The 18,243-nt window shown below is 52.3% G+C and carries 21 protein-coding genes; 19 read left to right on the plus strand and 2 right to left on the minus strand.

All coding sequences use genetic code 11. The features are described from left to right. The first annotated feature begins 130 nt into the window (after positions 1-130). From traD to QMG90_RS03785, 18 genes are all read left to right on the plus strand, one after another. Positions 131-2,242 carry a type IV conjugative transfer system coupling protein TraD gene (gene traD, locus QMG90_RS03700; protein WP_032676579.1) on the plus strand — a complete coding sequence of 704 codons (2,112 nt, stop codon included), beginning with the start codon at positions 131-133 and terminating at the stop codon, positions 2,240-2,242. Then, positions 2,229-2,990: a TIGR03747 family integrating conjugative element membrane protein gene (locus QMG90_RS03705; protein ID WP_042999112.1), complete on the plus strand. Its 762-nt coding sequence runs from the start codon at positions 2,229-2,231 to the stop codon at positions 2,988-2,990. The genes traD and QMG90_RS03705 overlap by 14 nt, the downstream gene beginning before the upstream one ends. A 192-nt stretch (positions 2,991-3,182) precedes the next feature. Continuing rightward, a complete protein-coding gene (locus QMG90_RS03710) occupies positions 3,183-3,500 on the plus strand; it encodes an integrative conjugative element protein, RAQPRD family (RefSeq protein ID WP_001216596.1) in 318 nt (105 codons plus the stop codon). Further along, positions 3,491-3,736, plus strand: a complete 246-nt coding sequence (locus tag QMG90_RS03715; protein ID WP_001251235.1) for a TIGR03758 family integrating conjugative element protein — start codon at positions 3,491-3,493, stop codon at positions 3,734-3,736. The genes QMG90_RS03710 and QMG90_RS03715 overlap by 10 nt, the downstream gene beginning before the upstream one ends. A 12-nt stretch (positions 3,737-3,748) precedes the next feature. After that, positions 3,749-4,114: a TIGR03745 family integrating conjugative element membrane protein gene (locus QMG90_RS03720; protein WP_000673116.1), complete on the plus strand. Its 366-nt coding sequence runs from the start codon at positions 3,749-3,751 to the stop codon at positions 4,112-4,114. Positions 4,115-4,123: 9 nt separating this feature from the next. Beyond that, positions 4,124-4,504, plus strand: a complete 381-nt coding sequence (locus QMG90_RS03725; protein ID WP_000268263.1) for a TIGR03750 family conjugal transfer protein — start codon at positions 4,124-4,126, stop codon at positions 4,502-4,504. After that, the gene (locus tag QMG90_RS03730) at positions 4,501-5,160 is read left to right on the plus strand and encodes a PFL_4703 family integrating conjugative element protein (protein ID WP_000086096.1); all 660 of its coding nucleotides are present in this window, start codon (positions 4,501-4,503) and stop codon (positions 5,158-5,160) included. Before QMG90_RS03725 ends, QMG90_RS03730 begins: the two co-directional genes overlap by 4 nt. Then, positions 5,157-6,056: a TIGR03749 family integrating conjugative element protein gene (locus QMG90_RS03735; RefSeq protein ID WP_046494127.1), complete on the plus strand. Its 900-nt coding sequence runs from the start codon at positions 5,157-5,159 to the stop codon at positions 6,054-6,056. The genes QMG90_RS03730 and QMG90_RS03735 overlap by 4 nt, the downstream gene beginning before the upstream one ends. Next, complete coding sequence (locus tag QMG90_RS03740; RefSeq protein ID WP_042999115.1) at positions 6,053-7,579, plus strand: TIGR03752 family integrating conjugative element protein; 1,527 nt, start codon at positions 6,053-6,055, stop codon at positions 7,577-7,579. The genes QMG90_RS03735 and QMG90_RS03740 overlap by 4 nt, the downstream gene beginning before the upstream one ends. 11 nt (positions 7,580-7,590) lie before the next feature. Further along, positions 7,591-7,854, plus strand: coding sequence for a DUF7446 family protein (locus QMG90_RS03745; protein WP_306464055.1), 264 nt, complete (start codon positions 7,591-7,593; stop codon positions 7,852-7,854). Continuing rightward, positions 7,838-8,254, plus strand: a complete 417-nt coding sequence (locus QMG90_RS03750; protein WP_115190217.1) for a TIGR03751 family conjugal transfer lipoprotein — start codon at positions 7,838-7,840, stop codon at positions 8,252-8,254. Before QMG90_RS03745 ends, QMG90_RS03750 begins: the two co-directional genes overlap by 17 nt. Continuing rightward, positions 8,254-11,070, plus strand: coding sequence for a conjugative transfer ATPase (locus tag QMG90_RS03755; protein ID WP_046494133.1), 2,817 nt, complete (start codon positions 8,254-8,256; stop codon positions 11,068-11,070). The genes QMG90_RS03750 and QMG90_RS03755 overlap by 1 nt, the downstream gene beginning before the upstream one ends. Next, a complete protein-coding gene (locus QMG90_RS03760) occupies positions 11,067-11,474 on the plus strand; it encodes a hypothetical protein (RefSeq protein WP_032676588.1) in 408 nt (135 codons plus the stop codon). Before QMG90_RS03755 ends, QMG90_RS03760 begins: the two co-directional genes overlap by 4 nt. Before the next feature lie 266 nt (positions 11,475-11,740). Further along, entirely contained in the window at positions 11,741-12,145 is a 405-nt protein-coding gene (locus QMG90_RS03765; protein WP_283282750.1) for a TIGR03757 family integrating conjugative element protein, read from the plus strand. Further along, the gene (locus tag QMG90_RS03770; protein ID WP_064373805.1) at positions 12,142-13,113 is read left to right on the plus strand and encodes a TIGR03756 family integrating conjugative element protein; all 972 of its coding nucleotides are present in this window, start codon (positions 12,142-12,144) and stop codon (positions 13,111-13,113) included. Before QMG90_RS03765 ends, QMG90_RS03770 begins: the two co-directional genes overlap by 4 nt. Before the next feature lie 11 nt (positions 13,114-13,124). Beyond that, a complete protein-coding gene (locus tag QMG90_RS03775; RefSeq protein ID WP_046494142.1) occupies positions 13,125-14,519 on the plus strand; it encodes an integrating conjugative element protein in 1,395 nt (464 codons plus the stop codon). A 1-nt stretch (position 14,520) separates the two neighbouring features. Beyond that, positions 14,521-14,859 carry a hypothetical protein gene (locus QMG90_RS03780; RefSeq protein ID WP_046494144.1) on the plus strand — a complete coding sequence of 113 codons (339 nt, stop codon included), beginning with the start codon at positions 14,521-14,523 and terminating at the stop codon, positions 14,857-14,859. Between the two features lie 10 nt (positions 14,860-14,869). Then, positions 14,870-16,414 (plus strand): conjugal transfer protein TraG N-terminal domain-containing protein, encoded by a 1,545-nt coding sequence (locus QMG90_RS03785; RefSeq protein WP_046494146.1) that lies wholly within the window; start codon positions 14,870-14,872, stop codon positions 16,412-16,414. Between the two features lie 44 nt (positions 16,415-16,458). Here QMG90_RS03785 and QMG90_RS03790 read toward each other — a convergent pair whose 3' ends face one another. Then, positions 16,459-16,740 (minus strand): hypothetical protein, encoded by a 282-nt coding sequence (locus QMG90_RS03790; RefSeq protein ID WP_046494148.1) that lies wholly within the window; start codon positions 16,738-16,740, stop codon positions 16,459-16,461. A 170-nt stretch (positions 16,741-16,910) separates the two neighbouring features. Then, a complete protein-coding gene (locus tag QMG90_RS03795; RefSeq protein WP_046494150.1) occupies positions 16,911-17,522 on the minus strand; it encodes a DNA-binding protein in 612 nt (203 codons plus the stop codon). Positions 17,523-17,730: 208 nt separating this feature from the next. Here QMG90_RS03795 and QMG90_RS03800 point away from each other — a divergent pair, with 208 nt between their 5' ends. Beyond that, positions 17,731-18,231 carry a HEPN family nuclease gene (locus tag QMG90_RS03800; RefSeq protein ID WP_046494152.1) on the plus strand — a complete coding sequence of 167 codons (501 nt, stop codon included), beginning with the start codon at positions 17,731-17,733 and terminating at the stop codon, positions 18,229-18,231. The last annotated feature ends 12 nt before the right edge of the window (positions 18,232-18,243 follow it).

Raw genomic sequence — 18,243 nt, forward strand, 5'->3', positions numbered from 1 at the left:
TGCTGATGTTTGGGTTATTTCTTTTCTTTTATTTATTTCTAGCCGTATTCCGCAAGGCCACAGATTCTGCTCATTTATTCCTCAAACTCAATGATAAAACTTTTGCTCTGTTCCAGGGGAGGGCTTTTATATGAGCGACAAGTACGTGATGGAATCCCTCCTTCGCCCGGCGGTTGAACTGTATTCCGCTGCGGCGGCGGGTAGCGCAACCTTTATTTGCCTTACGGCCCCCTGGGCTGTCGCGCTCGCACCATCGGTCAGTTGGGTGACCGCCGCGGGGTTTGGTGTACTGGCGCTGAAGCGTACATCTGAGGGGATGAAAATACTCCGTTACCGCCAAAACATTCGCCGTTTGCCCCGATATGTACTGACCAGCGAGCAGATCCCCGTCAGCCAGCGGCACTTGTTCCTTGGCAAGGGCTTCCAGTGGTCTCCCCGCCATACGCAGCGTCTTCTGGAAGCGAGGCGTCCGGAGTGTGAGGTCTACGTACAACCTTCTGTTATTTATCGCCTGGCACGCGATCTGGAAAAAAAGATGGAGTACAGCTTGCCGTGGTTGTGCAGGCTGACACGAACTGATTCGGCGCTCAACCCGTTTCGCCCGTTGCCTCCTGTAGGAGGAAGCCCCATTTACCATGGTGTGGAACTGGATGAAACTACGGTCACCTATGATCTCGGAGAACGTGTAGGGCATACACTGGTTATCGGCACCACACGAGTCGGTAAAACCCGGCTTGCTGAGTTACTTATCACACAGGATATTCGCCGTAAAAACGCTGCAGGCGAGCATGAAGTTGTCATCGTGTTTGACCCGAAAGGAGATGCCGATCTGTTGAGGCGAATGTATGCCGAGGCACACCGTGCTGGTCGTCAGGATAACTTCTGGGTGTTCCACCTCGGATGGCCAGATATAAGCGCTCGCTACAATGCCGTTGGACGGTTCAGCCGTATCTCGGAAGTAGCATCACGTGTTGCAGGACAGCTCTCCGGAGAGGGCAATTCTGCTGCATTTCGGGAATTTGCCTGGCGATTTGTCAATATTATTACCCGCGCGCTGGTCGCACTTGGCCAGCGTCCTGATTACGGTCTCATACTGCGTTACGTGACAAACATAGGTGAACTGTACGAAACCTATGTTGAGAATATGCTGAGTGAAAAGGCACCACAGTTGCTGAGTACAGTCGAAGCGCTGTTAGGTAGCGGTATAAGCGAGAAGGATCTGCCGCGTCACATGCAGGGCAGGCCTAATGGCATGAATATCTGGGCTATTGAGCAGGTACTGGCCAGCGAAGAAGGAAAAAAACTGTGGGACCCGGTGCTGGATGGGCTACGTAGCGCTGTGCAATATGATCGAACGTATTTCGACAAAATTGTTGCGTCACTGCTGCCGCTGCTTGAAAAGCTTACAACTGGTAAAACGGCCGCATTGCTGGCACCTGACTATACGGACCTGAACGATCCGAGACCGATCCTGGACTGGCATAACATTATAAAATCGCGCGGCGTGGTTTATATCGGCCTCGATGCACTATCCGACCCTGTTGTCGCAGCAGCAGTCGGCAACAGCATGTTCGCTGATCTCGTTTCCGAAGGTGGACACATCTATAAATTCGGTCTCGGTGATGAGGATGGCAGAAAAAGTTCGAAAGTGGCGATAAATCTTCACTGTGACGAGTTTAACGAGTTAATGGGTGATGAGTTTATTCCTCTCATCAACAAAGGGGGTGGTGCGGGCTTCCAGGTGACTGCATATACGCAGACTCTTTCGGACATCGAGGCCCGTATAGGCAGCAGTGCTAAAGCGAATCAGGTAGTGGGGAACTTCAACTCATTGATAATGCTCCGTGTGCGTGAAAAAAACACTGCCATGCTCCTGACCGACCAATTACCGGAAGTTGACGTCTACCAGAAAACCCTTACATCGGGTGTCACTGACGTATCCCGGCCGGGAGAGGGTACTGATTTTAACAGTAACGTTCAGGACCAGGTCAGTCTGGTTAAAGTCCCGATGCTCAACCCTTCAGACGTTATCAACCTGCCGAAAGGGCAGGCATTTGCCCTGCTTGAAGGAGGGCGCCTGTGGAAAATCAGGATGCCGTTGCCGGCTGATAACGACGATCCTTACATGCCCGCGAGCCTGAAGCAGCTGGCTGACAACATGGAGCAGAATTACCGAACTGGAGAATCCTGGTGGACAGGCGGTGATGCGGCATATTCGGGGGGGCAAAATGTCTCAGCATGACAGAGATACTGCCAATCGCAGTTCGCCATCCCGACAGAAACAATCCGGACCATTCGGCATGTTGCTCTGGGATTTGCCTGTCAGTTTAATTGGCATTCTGCTGGGGTCGCTTCTGGTTAGCCTGCTGATCGAATATGCCTGCATTGCCTTACTCTGGCCTGACGAAGGTGCTTCACACAGCTACCGGGTGATGGTTGCAGAAAGCCACTGGTTGTCGGAAGGGTACACGCGGAGTTTACTGATGGCAGCGCCGGTTGAGACGATTTCGCGGTGGGTACATACCGCCTGGAACTGGTTGTTTGTCGATAGCGGATTCAGCCATTGGCTTCAATCATTCAGGGAAACTGGTCAGAAGGGGACTGGAGTTATCCCAACGATTAACCGGTTCGGTGACTCACTAATCGGCTGGCTTGGGGAGTACCTGCAAGCTACGCTCTGGGTAACTCTGATTTTCTTCATCAGGGTGATGATCCTTTTCCTGAGTCTGCCTCTGTTCGGCCTGGTGATTATCACCGGCATAGTTGAAGGGCTGGTCCGTCGAGATTTGCGTCGTTATGGAGCTGGATATGAATCGAGCTTTGTCTACCATCACGCCAAACGTTTTATTAAACCCGCACTTTACGGCCCCTGCATGTTGTATCTGGCCTGGCCGACTGCTGTCTGGCCAAATCTCCTGTTGCTGCCATCAGCATTATTACTTGGCGGTGTTCTGGCCATCGTCACGGCGTCCTTTAAAAAATACCTATAGCCCAGGAAGTAGCTGTTTCGGGAATTCCCCGGAGCCCGCTTGATGTCGCGGGCTTTTTTTTTGAAGGTTCATCTGTATTAACTGGCTCACTTTGTGGCATTTAATTTTCTGACCTTCATAAATATTTTCCTGCTGCCAGCATGTCCTGTTTGCGTCAATCTCCCGACGACAAGTTATTAGGGAGAGTCGCAAATGCGTCACACCACAATCATCCTGGCAATGTTATTGCCCGTTCTGCCGGTGCTGACCTGCCAGGCGTCAGAAAAAGATGAGCTGGCACTCGTGATGCGCCAGCTGGATCAGGTTCAGGCTGGCCTTGATCGCGCCCGCGTCGTAGCCAATCAGAATCAGGACGCTCGCTTTTATTTCGACTATCAGCAGGCAACCCGTGACATCTCAACGATGAGGCAGGGCATATCCACTTATCTCGAGCCGTCGCGCGCGCAGCCAACAGCACCCTCCACTTTAGTCACCGGGCAGTACCGTGCTGAGGAGCCCTCATGGCGATGAATGGCTCTCAGCTAAATGGATGGAGTGCGGGCACCGGAAGCAGCCTCACGCCCGGGCAACTGAACCTCTTGATCCTCGGTACGCTCGCCATCGTCGTTCTCCTTTTCAGCGCATGGGCACTGGTGCAGGCCTACCGTGGCCTGGTCAGTAAATCAGTGACGTTCAGGCAGTTCAATGAGCTGCTAATTCGACTGATTGTGCTTTATCTGCTGACCCTGTTTCTGTTTTTCCACTGAAAGGATGACTCAATGAAATTCACTTTCTTCAGGCATTTTCGTTCTGCCTATTCCCGTGCGGGATATTTGTTGCTTACCGGTCTCTTAACTGCAAGTCAGGCTATGGCAGACTTGCCAGCTGTTGAACAGCCAACATCTGGAGGCGGTGGCGGAACCTACAACACCGTTATGGGCTACATCAAAATGGGGGCACTTGCGATAGGGCTTCTCGTATGTGTCGGTGCTTTTTTTGCCGTAGCGCATGCCGTGATTACCGCATTTCACGATATCCGTCGTGGTAAGGGGGAATGGACTCAGTTCCTGGTCTATCTGGTTGTCGGCATCATCCTCATCCTTTTGGTTATTTACCTCGCAACTAAAGCTTCAGATATCCTGTAAGGAGCCCATATGGCCGTCATTGATTTCCTCCCTGACAGACTGAACAACCCCCCCGTGGTCTGGAAAGGGTTCACATCCGGGGAGTTTGTGCTGGCGGCCGTCATCGGTGTTATTGCCGGTATCCCTCTGGCAATACCGTTAGCTCTGGTTCCTTTTGTCGGATGGCTGGCTTTTCCGACGTGCATGCTGCTGATGCCTCTGTTGGTCATTTTTTTTGGCGGCAACTGGATTGCCAGCTACAAGCGCGGTAAGCCAGAAAATTATATCTGGCAACGTCTGGAGGAATTGCGCTGCCGTGCACGTATGTCCCGAACCATGATTCTGGATAGCAGGGCGTGGGAACTTAAACGAACGAAACCTGTTCCGTTGATGCGCGGAGGGAAAGTATGAGTCGTTTTCGTAACGGTATAACCGCCCGCGATAATCATATTATTTCGCTACGTATCGCTTGTGTTTTGCTGGCTTTGGGACTGTTCGTCACCAGTCTGGGATGGATGCGAGCACCCTCGGAGCTGACAATTCACAACCCACCTGACCTGCGTTCCGGCAGTACCCGAAAATGGTGGGAGGTCCCGCCATCTACGGTTTACAGTTTTGCTTTTTACATTTTTCAGCAACTGAATTCCTGGCCGAAAAATGGGGAAGCTGACTACACAGCCAAAATTGCCCAAATGAGCCCGTATTTGACGCCGTCCTGTCAGGATTTTCTCAATAAGGACGCCGAGATGCGCAAGAATAATGACGAGCTGCGCGATCGTGTACGCGTGGTATACGAAATCCCCCGTCGTGGTTACAGTAACCGCAGCGTGACCATCATTGATGAAGATCATTGGGTGGTACGGCTGGACCTGGTAGCTGACGAATATTTCCATACCGAACCCGTTAAGCGTGCCCTGGCGCGTTATCCAATGAAAGTGGTTCGCTGGGAAGGTGACCCAGAGCGAAATCCGTTTGGACTGGCACTGGATTGCTATGACAGCGCGCCACAAAGACTTGAGGCGATCTCCTTGCCTGAGCCAGAACAAAAGTCGGGAGCATTCAATTGAAAAAATTCTCAGTGATCCTGCTGACCCTGGTACTGGTCTCAGCCGGAGCTCGTGCTGTTGAGCTTATGAAATGGGAACGGATACCTTTGCAGATTCCCCTGACTGTAGGGCAGGAGCGAATCGTTTTTGTAAACAAAAACGTGCGAGTGGGGTTTCCGCCCACACTCAACGACAAGCTGCGTATTCAAAGCTCCGGAGGTGTAGTTTATCTCGATGCGAAAGAAGCCTTTCCGGTGACGAGACTGGAACTTCAGAACAAGGAAAACGGGGAAATACTTCTACTTGATGTTTCTGCTGCCCCCGGTAAAACCACGCGGGAACCTGTCAAAATTGTCTACGACGGAGAAGTGGCTACCGCTTCGGCGACCGATAAACAGACGGTCAGCAGTGATGGGGACAGTGCCGGCCGTCAGTCGTCGGCAGAGGCAAATGCAGAAAGCCGGAGGCCCGCAAAACTCAATGCGCCGCTGCCCGTTGTCCTGACTCGTTATGCCGCACAGAACATGTATGGACCGTTGAGAACGGTAGAGCCCGTACCGGGAGTAAGTCAGGTTTCACTGAAGCTTCCTCCCCGGATCACCACACTTATGCCCTCTGAGTCCGTCAGCGTCACGCCGATGGCTGCCTGGAGTCTGCAGGGCAGCAGTGTAATTGCGCTGCAGGTGCGTAACCGATCAGCAGTAAAGGTCATCCTCGATCCTCGTTCGCTGCAAGGTCAGTTTACTACTGCGACTTTCCAGCACCGTTGGCTGGGGCGTGCCGGTACACCGGAAGACACGACAGTTCTATATCTGGTTACTACAGGACGTCCCGAAAGTGCCTTTATTGCTGAACAGCGTTTACCCGAATCTGAAGGAAAGGAGAGTAAGCGGAGTAACCGAGGAGCACATAAATGAAAAAGCCTGCTTCAAACCTGCTTGTGAAAATTGCTGTTCCCGTCGTAGTGGTGGGCGCCATCATGATTGGGGTTAAATCCTGTACAGATAAAAACGATAAAAATGAAGCAGGCCAGAAAACCTCTAATGTCGCCCTGAAGGACCTTACACCAGAAGATCTCAAAGCGCTGGGTGTGGAAGGTGACACCGCGCAGGATACTTTGCGTACCCTGGTTGGTAGTTACCGTAAGGTTCAGGGGCGCCTTGACAGCCTTGAAAGCGATAATAAAACGCTTGCTGATGAAAATAAGGAGCTGAAAAAAAATAGCACCAATGTTGATCAGCAAATCAGCCAGGCTGTGGGGCAAGTTCGTTCCGAAGAGGCTCAAAAACGTGCACAACTGAGTTCTCAGGTTACTGATCTGAGTTCGCAGGTGAACCAACTTCTTGACCAACTCAAAAATGGCTCCTCCGGCTTAACGGCAGGAAATAAAGGTAACGTTGCAGGCAGCGATATTCCAGTGGGACTGGGTTATGACAATGGACTGACCGGAGGCACGGGAAATCTATCTCAAACAGATGGCAACGGGTTGCAATGGGTTGAGCCGAAAGATGGTATTGCCACGGATGCGAATGGTCGACCTGTCTCAGATAAAAACAGTAATAACGCGACTGGTTTTTCTTTTGCCACCTCCTTTGGCGCTGCAGGTGATGCAGCCAGGCAGGCAACGTCAGCAGTAAGTACAACGGTCCAGAACAACATTCCCGGATCTGAAAAAAATGCTGCCCCTGTTTATACCCTTCCGGAAAACTCCACGCTTGTGGGTAGTCGGGCCATGACCGCGCTGTTGGGACGTATTCCCATTGATGGCAAGGTGACTGACCCTTACCCGTTCAAAGTGATGATCGGAAAAGACAACCTGACGGCAAATGGCATTGAATTGCCTGATGTACAGGGGGCGATCGTTTCGGGAACCGCTACGGGGGACTGGACGCTTTCCTGCGTACGCGGCGCCATAACAAGCATCACTTTTGTTTTTACTGATGGCACCGTTCGTACGCTTCCTTCACCTGAGGGGCAAGGCAGTAATGGTGGTAATCAGAACAGCCAGGGTGGGAATAACAGCAGTATTGGCTGGTTATCAGATGACAATGGCATTCCATGCATTTCAGGTACCCGAAAATCAAACGCTTCTACTTATCTGCCAACCATTGCCGCACTTGCAGCTGCCAGCGCAGCTGGGGACGCCGTGGCTGAAAACCAGAATACCAGCCAGACCAATGGCTATGGTGGTGTGACGTCTACGCTGACGGGGGATGCCGGTCAGGCCGTGTTGGGTAAGGCGTTATCCGGCGGTATGCGTGAGACCGTTGACTGGGTTAAAGCGCGATATGGTCAGACTTTTGACGCGATCTATGTACCGCCTGGACAGAAAGTGGCTTTACATATCACTCGTCAGTTGGCGATTGATTATGAAGAAAAAGGCCGCAAGGTGAAATATGACGATTTCAGCCTCGCTGGTAGCAGCACGGGCATGGACTGATGGGGATAAAGATGCAGAACAATAAAAACCTCGAGTATCGGGTGGACTATACGCCACTGGGTGGCCGTCTCTTTGCCGGTTTTGTCAGGTGTGATAATGGCAAATGGGAAGGTAGCAGGCATGAAGTCACCGAACAGGCCCTGCTCGCTGTCGGAAAGAAGCTTCTGAGCGAGGGAAATGGAATGCAGATGCAGCTGCCTGATGGACGAGTGATTCGTCTGTCAGCTGTCATCAGTGATTCGGATGAAGCGGAGGTGCATGTTGCTCAGTTTTAATCATCTGGCCACCGTTATGTTGGTCGTTGTATCGCTTGCCCTCTCGGGTTGCAGTACGTCAAAAGAGGAAATGTTGCCGCCTGGCGACAGCACCATGCTTGAATTATGGAACGATGGTGCATCGTCAACTCATGCTACCAACGAGAGCAGAACAACACTTCGCCGGCCAGTTACAGACAGCGAACGTGAGATCAGTCAGCAGGTCAGTAACAGCTACAGCCGCACCCAGGAAAATGAAATTCAGCAGACGTTTCCGCGTCTGCCAAATCCTGACATGGTCATGTATGTTTTTCCGCATCTGGCTGGCGGGAACACGCCGGTTCCAGGCTACAGCACCGTCTTTCCTTTCTACAGCCAGGTACAGTATGCGTTGCCTGGTGAGCGAACGGAGGATCTCTGATGGCTTTCCCTTTATTTAGCCGACGTCGAGCGTCTCAGGATGCTCATCAGTACGGTAACGGTCCGTTTTCCGTCAGTGGGTATGAACCGCTTACCCGGGAAGGGCAACTGACTCATTCAGATGAAGCGCGTCTGTATTCCACGGCACCTTCCATTATCGATCATGTTCCCTGGGGTGAGTATTTGCCAGAGCATGAATGTATTCTGCTTGACGATGGCGTATCCGTTGGGGCCGTGTATGAGATTATCCCTGTGGGCACTGAAGGGCGCCCGGAAACACGTCTGGACGAGATCTGCAATATCGCTGAGAACGCCCTACAGGACAGTCTCCCTGAACTGGATGATCACCAATGGGTGGTACAGTTTTTCTGCCAGGATGACTCTGATCTCTCTACTTATATGGATACTATCAGAGGCTATGTCAGGCCAAGAGCTCAGGGAACTGCATTCACGAAAGCCTGGCTGGCTGAACAGGAGCGCCACCTAGAAAATGTGGCGGTGGAACAGGGGCTTTTTGTAGACGAGGCTGTCACAGGGGCCGCCTGGAGAGGGCAAATTCGCAGAACGCGCATGGTGGTTTACCGTTGGGTTGAGACACCTTATCGTGACCCCATGCCACCGGAGGTGCTGCTGAAACAGGTCTGCGATCGCCTGACTGCAGCACTGAGCGGTGCCGGTATCCGGTGCGAAAAGCAGAACGGCGAGCAAATCCATAGTTGGCTGTTGCGCTGGTTCAACCCGGCGCCGGCGTGGGTCGATAAGAAAACATTGTATCGTTGCGCAAAACACTCCGATCATGCACCGGGCGATTTGCCTCTTCTGAATGATTTCAGCGAAAGCCTCTGGTTTACCCGCCCGCGAAGTGATGCCGAAAGCGGTGTGTGGTGGTTTGATGATGTGGCACATAAAGCTGTTCCGGTTGCCCGCCTGCGTACTGCACCTTCTACCGGTCATCTGACGGGGGAGGTAAAACGTGGTGATAATGTGAATGCCATTATGGATCTGCTACCGGAAGGGACAGTTCTGGCCATGACCCTGGTGGTTCAGCCTCAGGACAAGCTTGAAGAAAGTTTTGCGAGCCTTAGCCGCAATTCAATGGGGGAGAATGTTGATTCCCTGCGTGCTCGCGAAGACGCTGCTACAGCGCGTAATTTCCTGGGAAACAAACACAAGCTTTACCGTGCGGCCATCACACTGCTTATCAAGGCTCAGGACAAGGAAACACTCGATAAACGGTATCTTGATCTCAGCAGTAAATTACTGAACTGTGGGATGGAACCGATAAATCCAGAACACGATATTGGTCCTCTCAGCAGTTATATGCGTGCGTTACCTATGTGCTTTAACCCTCAAATGGATAAACACAACTGGTACACGCGCCTTATGTTTGTACAGCATTTTGCATGTCTCGCCCCTATTTATGGTCGCGACACCGGTACTGGTCACCCGGGGGTTACGTTCTGGAATCGTGGTGGTGGCCCCCTGTCCGTAGATCCACTTAATAAAAATGACCGTACCCAGAATGCGCACCTGCTGCTTTTCGGGCCGACAGGTGCCGGTAAATCTGCCACTGCGCTCGATAAACTGGCTCAGATGGTGGCAATCTACCGCCCCCGTATATTTTTGCTGGAAGCGGGTAACAGCTTCGGTCTGTTTGGAGATTACTGTAATTCGCTGGGGCTCTCAGTGCACCGTGTCAGTATCAAGCCTGGTAAGGTTATTTCACTTGCTCCGTTTGGCGATTCACATCTGCTCATGCAGGCGAAACCTGAGACGTTAGTGACAAGCGAAGAGGCCCTCCCTGACATTGATGAAGATGATGAGGACAAGGACGAAGAACGTGACATTCTGGGTGAAATGGAGATTGCAGCGCGGTTGATGATCACCGGTGGTGAAGCAGCAGAAGAGGAGCGAATGACACGCGCCGACCGCGGTATGATTCGTGAGGCGATACTCATTGCGGCTCGTAAAGCGTTTGACGAAAACCGCCAGATGCTACCGGAAGATTTAATGTTCTCGCTTGAGAACATTGCCCGCGATGTCAGCATGGGAGAAGACGGCCGCGAGAAACGCACGCCAGCGCGACGTGCGCGAGCTGAAGAGATGGCAGAAGCATTACGCATGTTTACCGAAGGTTTTGAAGGGGAGTTGTTTAACCGTCCGGGCGCGCAATGGCCAGAGGCAGACGTGACTATTGTTGATTTAGGTACGCTGGCGCGTGAAGGCTATGAAGCTCAGATGGCCGTTGCTGTCATCTCGCTGCTTAATACGATTAACAACATCGCAGAAAGGGAACAGTTCAGCGATCGGGATATCATTGTGCCAATCGACGAAGCGCATATTGTAACTGCTAACCCGCTGTTGGGCCCGTATGCAACCAAAATTGTCAAAATGTGGCGTAAGCTCGGATCATGGCTGTGGTTGTTCACACAGAACCTGGAGGATTTCCCTGACACTGCGAAAAAAATGCTCAATATGGCGGAGTGGTGGATCTGCCTCGTTATGCCACCTGATGAAGTTGAACAAATAGCGCGATTTAAGACGCTCACAGAAGAGCAGAAGGCGATGCTGTTGTCCGCGACAAAACTTCCGAGAAAATACACAGAGGGAGTTATTTTGTCCCGTAAGGTACAGGCGTTGTTTCGTGCGGTCCCCCCCAGTTTGTACCTGGCGCTGGGAATGACTGAAAAAGAGGAAAAAGCCGAAAGACGGGCCATTATGAATGAATTAAATTGCTCGGAGCTTGAGGCCGCATTTCACGTTGCGCGCCGCCTCGATGAGAAACGTGGCATTGGCACTATTCAGGGGACAATATGAAAAAACTGATTATGGCGACGCCGATCGTTGTACCGGACAAGGCATTTATTGCCTCTGTTATTTTTACCGTTCCGCCACAGGGTTCTGCCTCAGTCGGTGTGGCTGACAGTGAGTCGATTAAGCATCTGCAAGGGGAGATCGTTAAGAGACTGGAGCAGCCTGTATTGCTGTCGGTCTATCCTCACCGGGTTGGCCGGCGCAGCTGCGTTGCAGTCCACCTCAGCGACGTGCATGAGAAAACCCTGGATATCCTGATAACTGTTACCGGCAATACACTCTGGCCAGCAGAACAGGAGTACCGGTCGGGTATCCGATGGAATATCTGTGTACCCGATGCAACCGATATGCTCTGGGTTCTTAAGGAAATCGACAGGGTGACCTGTGACACCGGATGTGACTTATAACCCTCCGACCTTGCCAGACAGCGGTGTGTTTTCCGCTGTCTGGTAAGGGGGGAGGCTGCGGGTGCGGGCGGCAAAGAGCCCGCGTGTATTAAAGTTCCTGCATTTAAAAAATGACATTTCCAGCGATCTGAGATTTATGCTGACGTACAGATAATGAATTACCAGGGCAAGATTAATTATCATTTTTCACGTCAGAATTAATTACTGACCCCTCCTTAAAGAGAACGCACCCTGAATAGGTTTTTCACACTCAGGGAGTGTTTTTCATGAAAATGCCATTTTGCTGCCTGGCAGCACTGTTCCTTTCCGTCGGTGCCAGTGCCGGCACAGTGATATATACCGACTCCTCTCATACCATAGCAGCAAATCCTGGTCCGGATGTCTCCGTTGTTGAGCTCGATGCGCCCGAACGTGCACAGGCGGACATTTTCGGTCAGTTATCTGCCGATCCCGTTCTTGCAGAACAACGTGCCCGGGCAGTGATCTCTTCCCCGAATTTCCGGCAGCAGCAACAACTGGCGGAAGCTTATGCGGGTGTCACTCATGCCTGGTCCCTCGGCCTGGAAAAATACCCGGCTGTGGTTTTTGATGACGTCTTTGTTGTCTACGGTACGACTGATGTCAACGAGGCAACCCGTCAGCTCGCTGCCTGGAAGGAGAAGAACCGATGAAATCTTTCTCCTTCCGCCCACGTCGACTGGCGATCGCCACATTGCTGGTTTGTTCCGGCACCATGGCCAGCGTCAATACAGCGAATCTTCTGGCCAGCGCGGCAAGTACAGACTGTATCAGCTGGCGTGTCAGTGGTATCTGCTACTGGTTATTGTGTACCCCATTTGGTTGCACGGTGAAAACCTCGGTGAAAGTGACACATTTCATTCCGGAGGCTGTGGTATCGGCTTACCTCAACCCCGGAGATAACCCCTGGACTGAAATGTCCACAGTTAGTAACGCCGCCAGCGGTGCTGAAGGTTCTCTGCTGGAAAGTGTGACGGGTGTGAGTACGGGGGGCGGTCGTCAGGAGATGAAAGCTCCCGGGGAACGTAAGCAGAACCTGCATTTCTATTACGGCGACGCCTATGGCCATCCAGCAACAAAAGTCATTGGCGGTATGGTGCCGGGCTATTCATGCGACAGTGCTGCCACTCCTTTCATGCCCTATTTCAACAGCTCACTGGATGCTCTGGTCTGGCGAACGGGTGTCCCGGAGACCCTTTATCCCGAAGCACTCATCCCCGGGCAACGAGAAATCGGGGAAACCACATCCGGCAATATGTGGGGGAACGTTTATCCACGTAGCGGGTTTGTCACCCAGACAGACAGTTACAAATCAGCAGCGGTTGTAGTTCAGCGTGTCGCTGACGTCATTACCCGCTCCGGCCAGCTCCACGTCTACAACCCCCTTACGGGACAGAAGTCCCCGGGTTACTGGCCACCCGAGCCGGTAAAAGAAAATACCGGCACCAAAAACCACAAATGGCAGCGACTTTCGCCTCAGTTGTCCCAGACCTGTGCAGTGTTTCCCGACACCAATGGCCAGATTGCCCAGGACGGTAACTATGCCTGGGCATTGTGGCAACCGTACAGCTGCTGCAAACGTCGCGGCCAGACGTTCCTTTCCAGCACCGATTTCTCATAAAGGTTCAGAACATGAAAAAAGCAGGACTTTTACTGATTTTTGCCTCGCTGCCGGCAATGGCAACTGATATCTCTTTGTCTTCATCGGGGGCGTCAGTTAGCGGTAACGCTATCAGCGATGGGCTCTTTTATTCTATTGGTGGCGGTTCGGTTATTTCACCCCCGCCCAGTCGTAACAATATGTCCAGGATAGGCATTAATGGTGGCCTTAGCAGTGATCTGATGTGTGGCAATTTCGACATCAAAACAACCGTTGGCAACCAGCTGAATGGTATTACCAGCGGGTTTAAGGATCTGATGGGGAATGTGATTCAGGGGGCGACTGGTGCTGTCATGAGTATGCCGGCAATGGCTATTCAGCGCGCAAACCCCGGGCTGTATGAAATGCTCACCAATGGCGTTCTGCAGGCCGGTTTGAGCTTTGATAAAGCGATGTTGAACTGTCAGAGCATGTCGAAGAAGCTGGCTGATTATACCATTGGCAATAAATGGCAGCAGGTAGCTGTCTCTGAAGAGTACAAAGATATTGTGGCCACAAGTGGCGGCGATGCGGTTTCCAGCGACCAGAAACTGCAAAAAGCAACTGGAGAGGAAGGCGTGACGTGGGTTGGTGGGCAGAAAAGAGGCGGCAAGGGGCAGCCCGCAATTCAGCCCACTCGGGATCTGGCCAAAGCTGGTTATAACATGATGAATAATTTGCCAGTGACCAGTAACAGCAGCGTCGGCTCCTCGAGCTGCAATGGTACCGCATGCCAACGTTATAAATCTTCTGAAGAGGCCGCTGCGGCCGTTGTTAAAGTGCTTGGTGATCGCTCCATCAGGACTTGCCGGGAAACCAGTGAATGTACCAGTGGTGGAACCGATAACCAGCCGGGCAGTGCTGTCGCTGGTACTGGCTTTTCTCCCATCCTTGAGGATGCCACGAAAGAGAATCTGGAGCAGCTTAGTAAGCTGGTTAGTGGTGAGCTGCAGCCCACCACTGATAACCTTTCCGCACTGAAAACCGGCAGTCTGGTTGTCACCCGCGGGGTAATTCAGGCATTACGTGACGATCCGGACAAAGCGGCCCTGGTTCAGCGGCTTGCCGGCGAACTGGCGATGTCCGATACCGTTGAAACCGCGCTAACAATGCGCAGGATGCTCACCACTGGTGAATCCGAACCTAATGCTGCAGAGCAGCCGGAAGCCATTGCTGAGGGTGATCGCCGCATCGATGCCCTCGATCGCGAGCTGACGGCGCTGCGTAATGAGATGGAGTTACGCAAATCTATAAGCAATAACAGCCTGCTGACGGCACTGGAGCGGCAGGGGACAAGGAATCAGGATAACCGTCTGCAGCAGAAAGCCGGTAACGAGGACCAGGGCTTCAGCCAGATGGGCCAGTCTCAGTCTTCCGGAGCAAACTGATATGAGACTTTACCCGTTCAGCGGCCATATTGGCCGCATTCTCCTTATGGTGCTGCTCATTCTGTTGATGACGGCCAGCATGTTTGCTATCGCAGCGGTATTTATGGCTTACGACCCTGATGGCCACATCACACGGCGCTGGTTGCATGACAGCCGATGGGGACTGTTTGCCTGGCGACTGGTTCTTTATGGCTGCCCTATTACCGCCTGGATATTGAAGGTACGCCCACAGGCATTAATCCGCTGGCCGGATGGGCGTCCGCGTCTTGTGCGTATGGAACTGATGGGGGTGTTGTTCCTGGTAGCCACGGAATATGTGGCCTGGACAAGCGCTGTGTAAGGAGAGGACGATGACCGCAAACAGTTTTCTGGAATATTTTCTCGTTCTCTTTGGCTGGGTAATGAACAATGCCATGTGGAGCATTCTCAGCAGTACAGGCCTTTTTGCATTGCCACTGGTGGTCAGGGTTCTTGGCGTCTGGCTGAAAGTGAGGGAGGAGGGGGCTGACGAGGGGAACAAAGGGCTTCTTGCCCTTCCGCGAATCGAACATGCACTGTATGTGTCTTATCTTGTGATGCTCTTTTGCTGTATTCCGCTGTTGCCGGTTGATATCAGCACAATCAAGTTCGACAGCTCGCGCGCTAAACAGTGCGGCGTCAGTGTGCCGACGCCACAGAATTCTGGCTACAAGGGACTCGTTAACGATTTTGACGGTCGTACGGCCGAGGTTCCAGTTTGGTGGTATCTCCTGCATATGATGTCGAAGGGCACAACGCAGGCAATGATTGCGTCAATCCCATGCGGTACGAATTTGCGACAGATGCGTTTTGACGTTCAGAACACGAAACTGCGTGATCCTGTGTTGTTGCAGGAGGTCCAGGAATTTGCAGATCAATGTTACTCGAGAGCATATTTCAGACTGAAAAACAGCAACAGCCAGCTCAGTGATGCCACCATCAACTCCGTGGGCTGGATAGGTAGCAGCTACTTCCTGAATACTTCCGGATATTATGACTACTACACGGCTATGACGCCACGTAGCCAGTGGCCTTACAACAGCAGCCGGGACAGTGGCTATCCGGATACTGGTGCAGGTGGATATCCAACATGTAAGACGTGGTGGTCCGATGGTACTTCCGGGCTTCGCAAACGAGTTCTGGCCAGTTTTAGTGATAACACACGTAAGGAGATGCAGCGTCAGTTCCCCGGAAAGCAGTGGGAAGAAATTGCGTTACGCTGGCTTGTCAGCCCACGCAACGCAGATCTCTCCGGCGCCGGTACCACTTATGCTGTTGGCAGTAGCGACACAACCACCGGAGTAGTTGGTAATCTTACACGCCTTACCTCGTCTATTGGTCTTGGACTGAAACAGGCCGAGGCGTTACCTGGTTTTGATGCAATGAAGCAGGCACTGCCGATGATCCAGGCATTATTGCTGATGATGATAATCACGGTCATTCCTGCGTTAATGATGTTCAGCGCCTACGATCCGAAAACCATTTTTACCATCTCCTTCGCGTTATTCGCTCTTCAGTTCATTACGTTCTGGTGGGAACTGGCAGGTTGGCTTGATGACAGATTGATCACCATCCTCTATGACAATATGGCTGAGCAGGGGATTGCAAACAGCTCGGTGCCTTTCGCGGCTTTCTTTAGCTCAACGGCTGATGGATGGATTATGAACCTGGTACTGGGGATGATGTACCTGGTCTTTCCGATGTTCTGGGTTGGTATGCTGAGTTGGGCTGGAGTTCGAATTGGTAATATGGCTAACAACTTTAGTGATGCTTCTAAAATGCCTACGGATGCTGGCTCGGAAGCAGGTAAAAAAGCTCAAGGGGTGGCGATTGATGCAGCTTCAGGCGGGATTAAATCAGGATTAAGCAAAGGATAACTGATGGCTATATGAAGCGGTGGTTATGCCATCGCTTCATAAGATTAAAAATTGTTAGAACCACCGTTAATACCTTTTTTCTCCCAGCTGTAACGGATAGGAGATTTATATTGGTCCTGTTTGTCTTTTGTGACGTCCGCTTTAGAGGTAGAGGCGAGCACAGATGAAATCACACAACCAATTTCTTGTGTTGCACTCGAAAGTTTTACCGGCTCAGGTTTTTTCCGCTTCAGCTTGGATTCATCACAAACGATATTGCGACGTTTTGTGGTGAAACGCGCAAAGGTGCTGCTCAGGTCATCTTTATTGAAACCGTCCTCGCTCATGGTAATGACTCCTCATTTTGTCTAATAAATAAGCTACTAAAAATCCCCTATACACGCAAATTATTAAGCACTATAGGGGAGGGCACCGGCTCACAGGCGCGTTCCTTGGCGGCGAGCTACAGTGCGCGGCGGAAGGCCTTAGGCCTTCACACGGGCCTGTATTTCCACTTTCATTTCTTCGCCTTCCCGTCGTGGCGTGCCAGGGCCAGCAGCTCTGCCTGCAGCGCACGGCCATCCTCCCGGGTTTCCTTCAGCTCCGCTTTGGTGTCCTGCAGCTGCGCCGCCAGGTGTTCGCCGGTGGCGGTCAGACGGGCTACCTGCTCGCGCAGCGGCAGCGCCTCCGCGCGCAGCCCGCGTACCTCATCGAGCAACCGGTCACGTTCGGTCACCACCTCCCGAAGCACCGCCAGTTCACTTTCCAGTGCGGTCACTTTCGCCAGCGCCTCGTCGCGCTCCTGGTCGGCCCGGGCGATATCGGTGTCGGCCTGTTCCCGGGCCGCCAGTGTCCCGGCTTCTGCCTGTTTCACCGCGGCCTGCCACAACAGGGCCAACTGGCCGGTGAGCAGCTGCGCCAGCTCTGGCGGCAGAGCCGGCGTCTGTTCGCTGGCCAGTGCGCGCTGGCGTGCCCGAAATTCCCGCATCACCGGGGAAATGTGGGACAGGGAGCCGCCACCGAGGTGCTGGCGGACCTGTTCGTTGGTCGGGTTCGGGTTGCCGGCGGCAATGAGTGCGGCGGCGGCGTCCTCGATCCGACGGACGGTGTCAGCAGGCAGGTTAGTCATGAAATACTCCGTTAAGAAGGTATGCATACATTTTAACCTGACTGTAGTTTGTACACAATACAAATAATACATACAATACAAGACCAACGTGCACCATCTCTACTTTCGTGGTCAGATCCGAAAACTCACTTAATAGGAAATGCTGTACCTGAGCCGTCAGGCTGGCCGGATGATATAGTGGATTTTCGAACCGGAACGGGAGGGTTAAATGGGAAATTATTCAGATTTTGAAACCGATTTTGTTCAGCGAACACTGGCGCTTATCGATCATTATAACGAAATGATTGAGGTGCTGGGCAAACCATTCAGGGAGCAGTACAACTACACGTTGACCCTGAATTGCCTTCTGGGTCTTATCGTGTTACCGAAAGAGAGGGCGCTCTCTTTCCTGCCTGCCGACCGTTTAACGCGGCAACTTAAAGCAGAAATGGGATTACGTGAGTCACAGCTGCCCGGACCGGAAATGAACCTGCGGGAGTTGATCCATAAGATGCGGAATTCAGTTGCTCATTTCTGTGTCCAGGTAGAGTCAGCCAGCGATGCACACCTTGTAGACTGGATTGTTTTCAGGGAATCCCAGGGAGATGGAGAAGTCTACGCCAGCTTCAGCGCTCCGGAGCTTTTACCCTTTCTGAAATATTATGCGACCCTGCTGCTCGACAATATGGCTCGGCGTCGAGCCCCCGCTGTTAACATATTGGATTTGTGAGGGATTTACACC

The organism is Trabulsiella odontotermitis (assembly GCF_030053895.1).
Taxonomy (GTDB): domain Bacteria; phylum Pseudomonadota; class Gammaproteobacteria; order Enterobacterales; family Enterobacteriaceae; genus Trabulsiella; species Trabulsiella odontotermitis_C.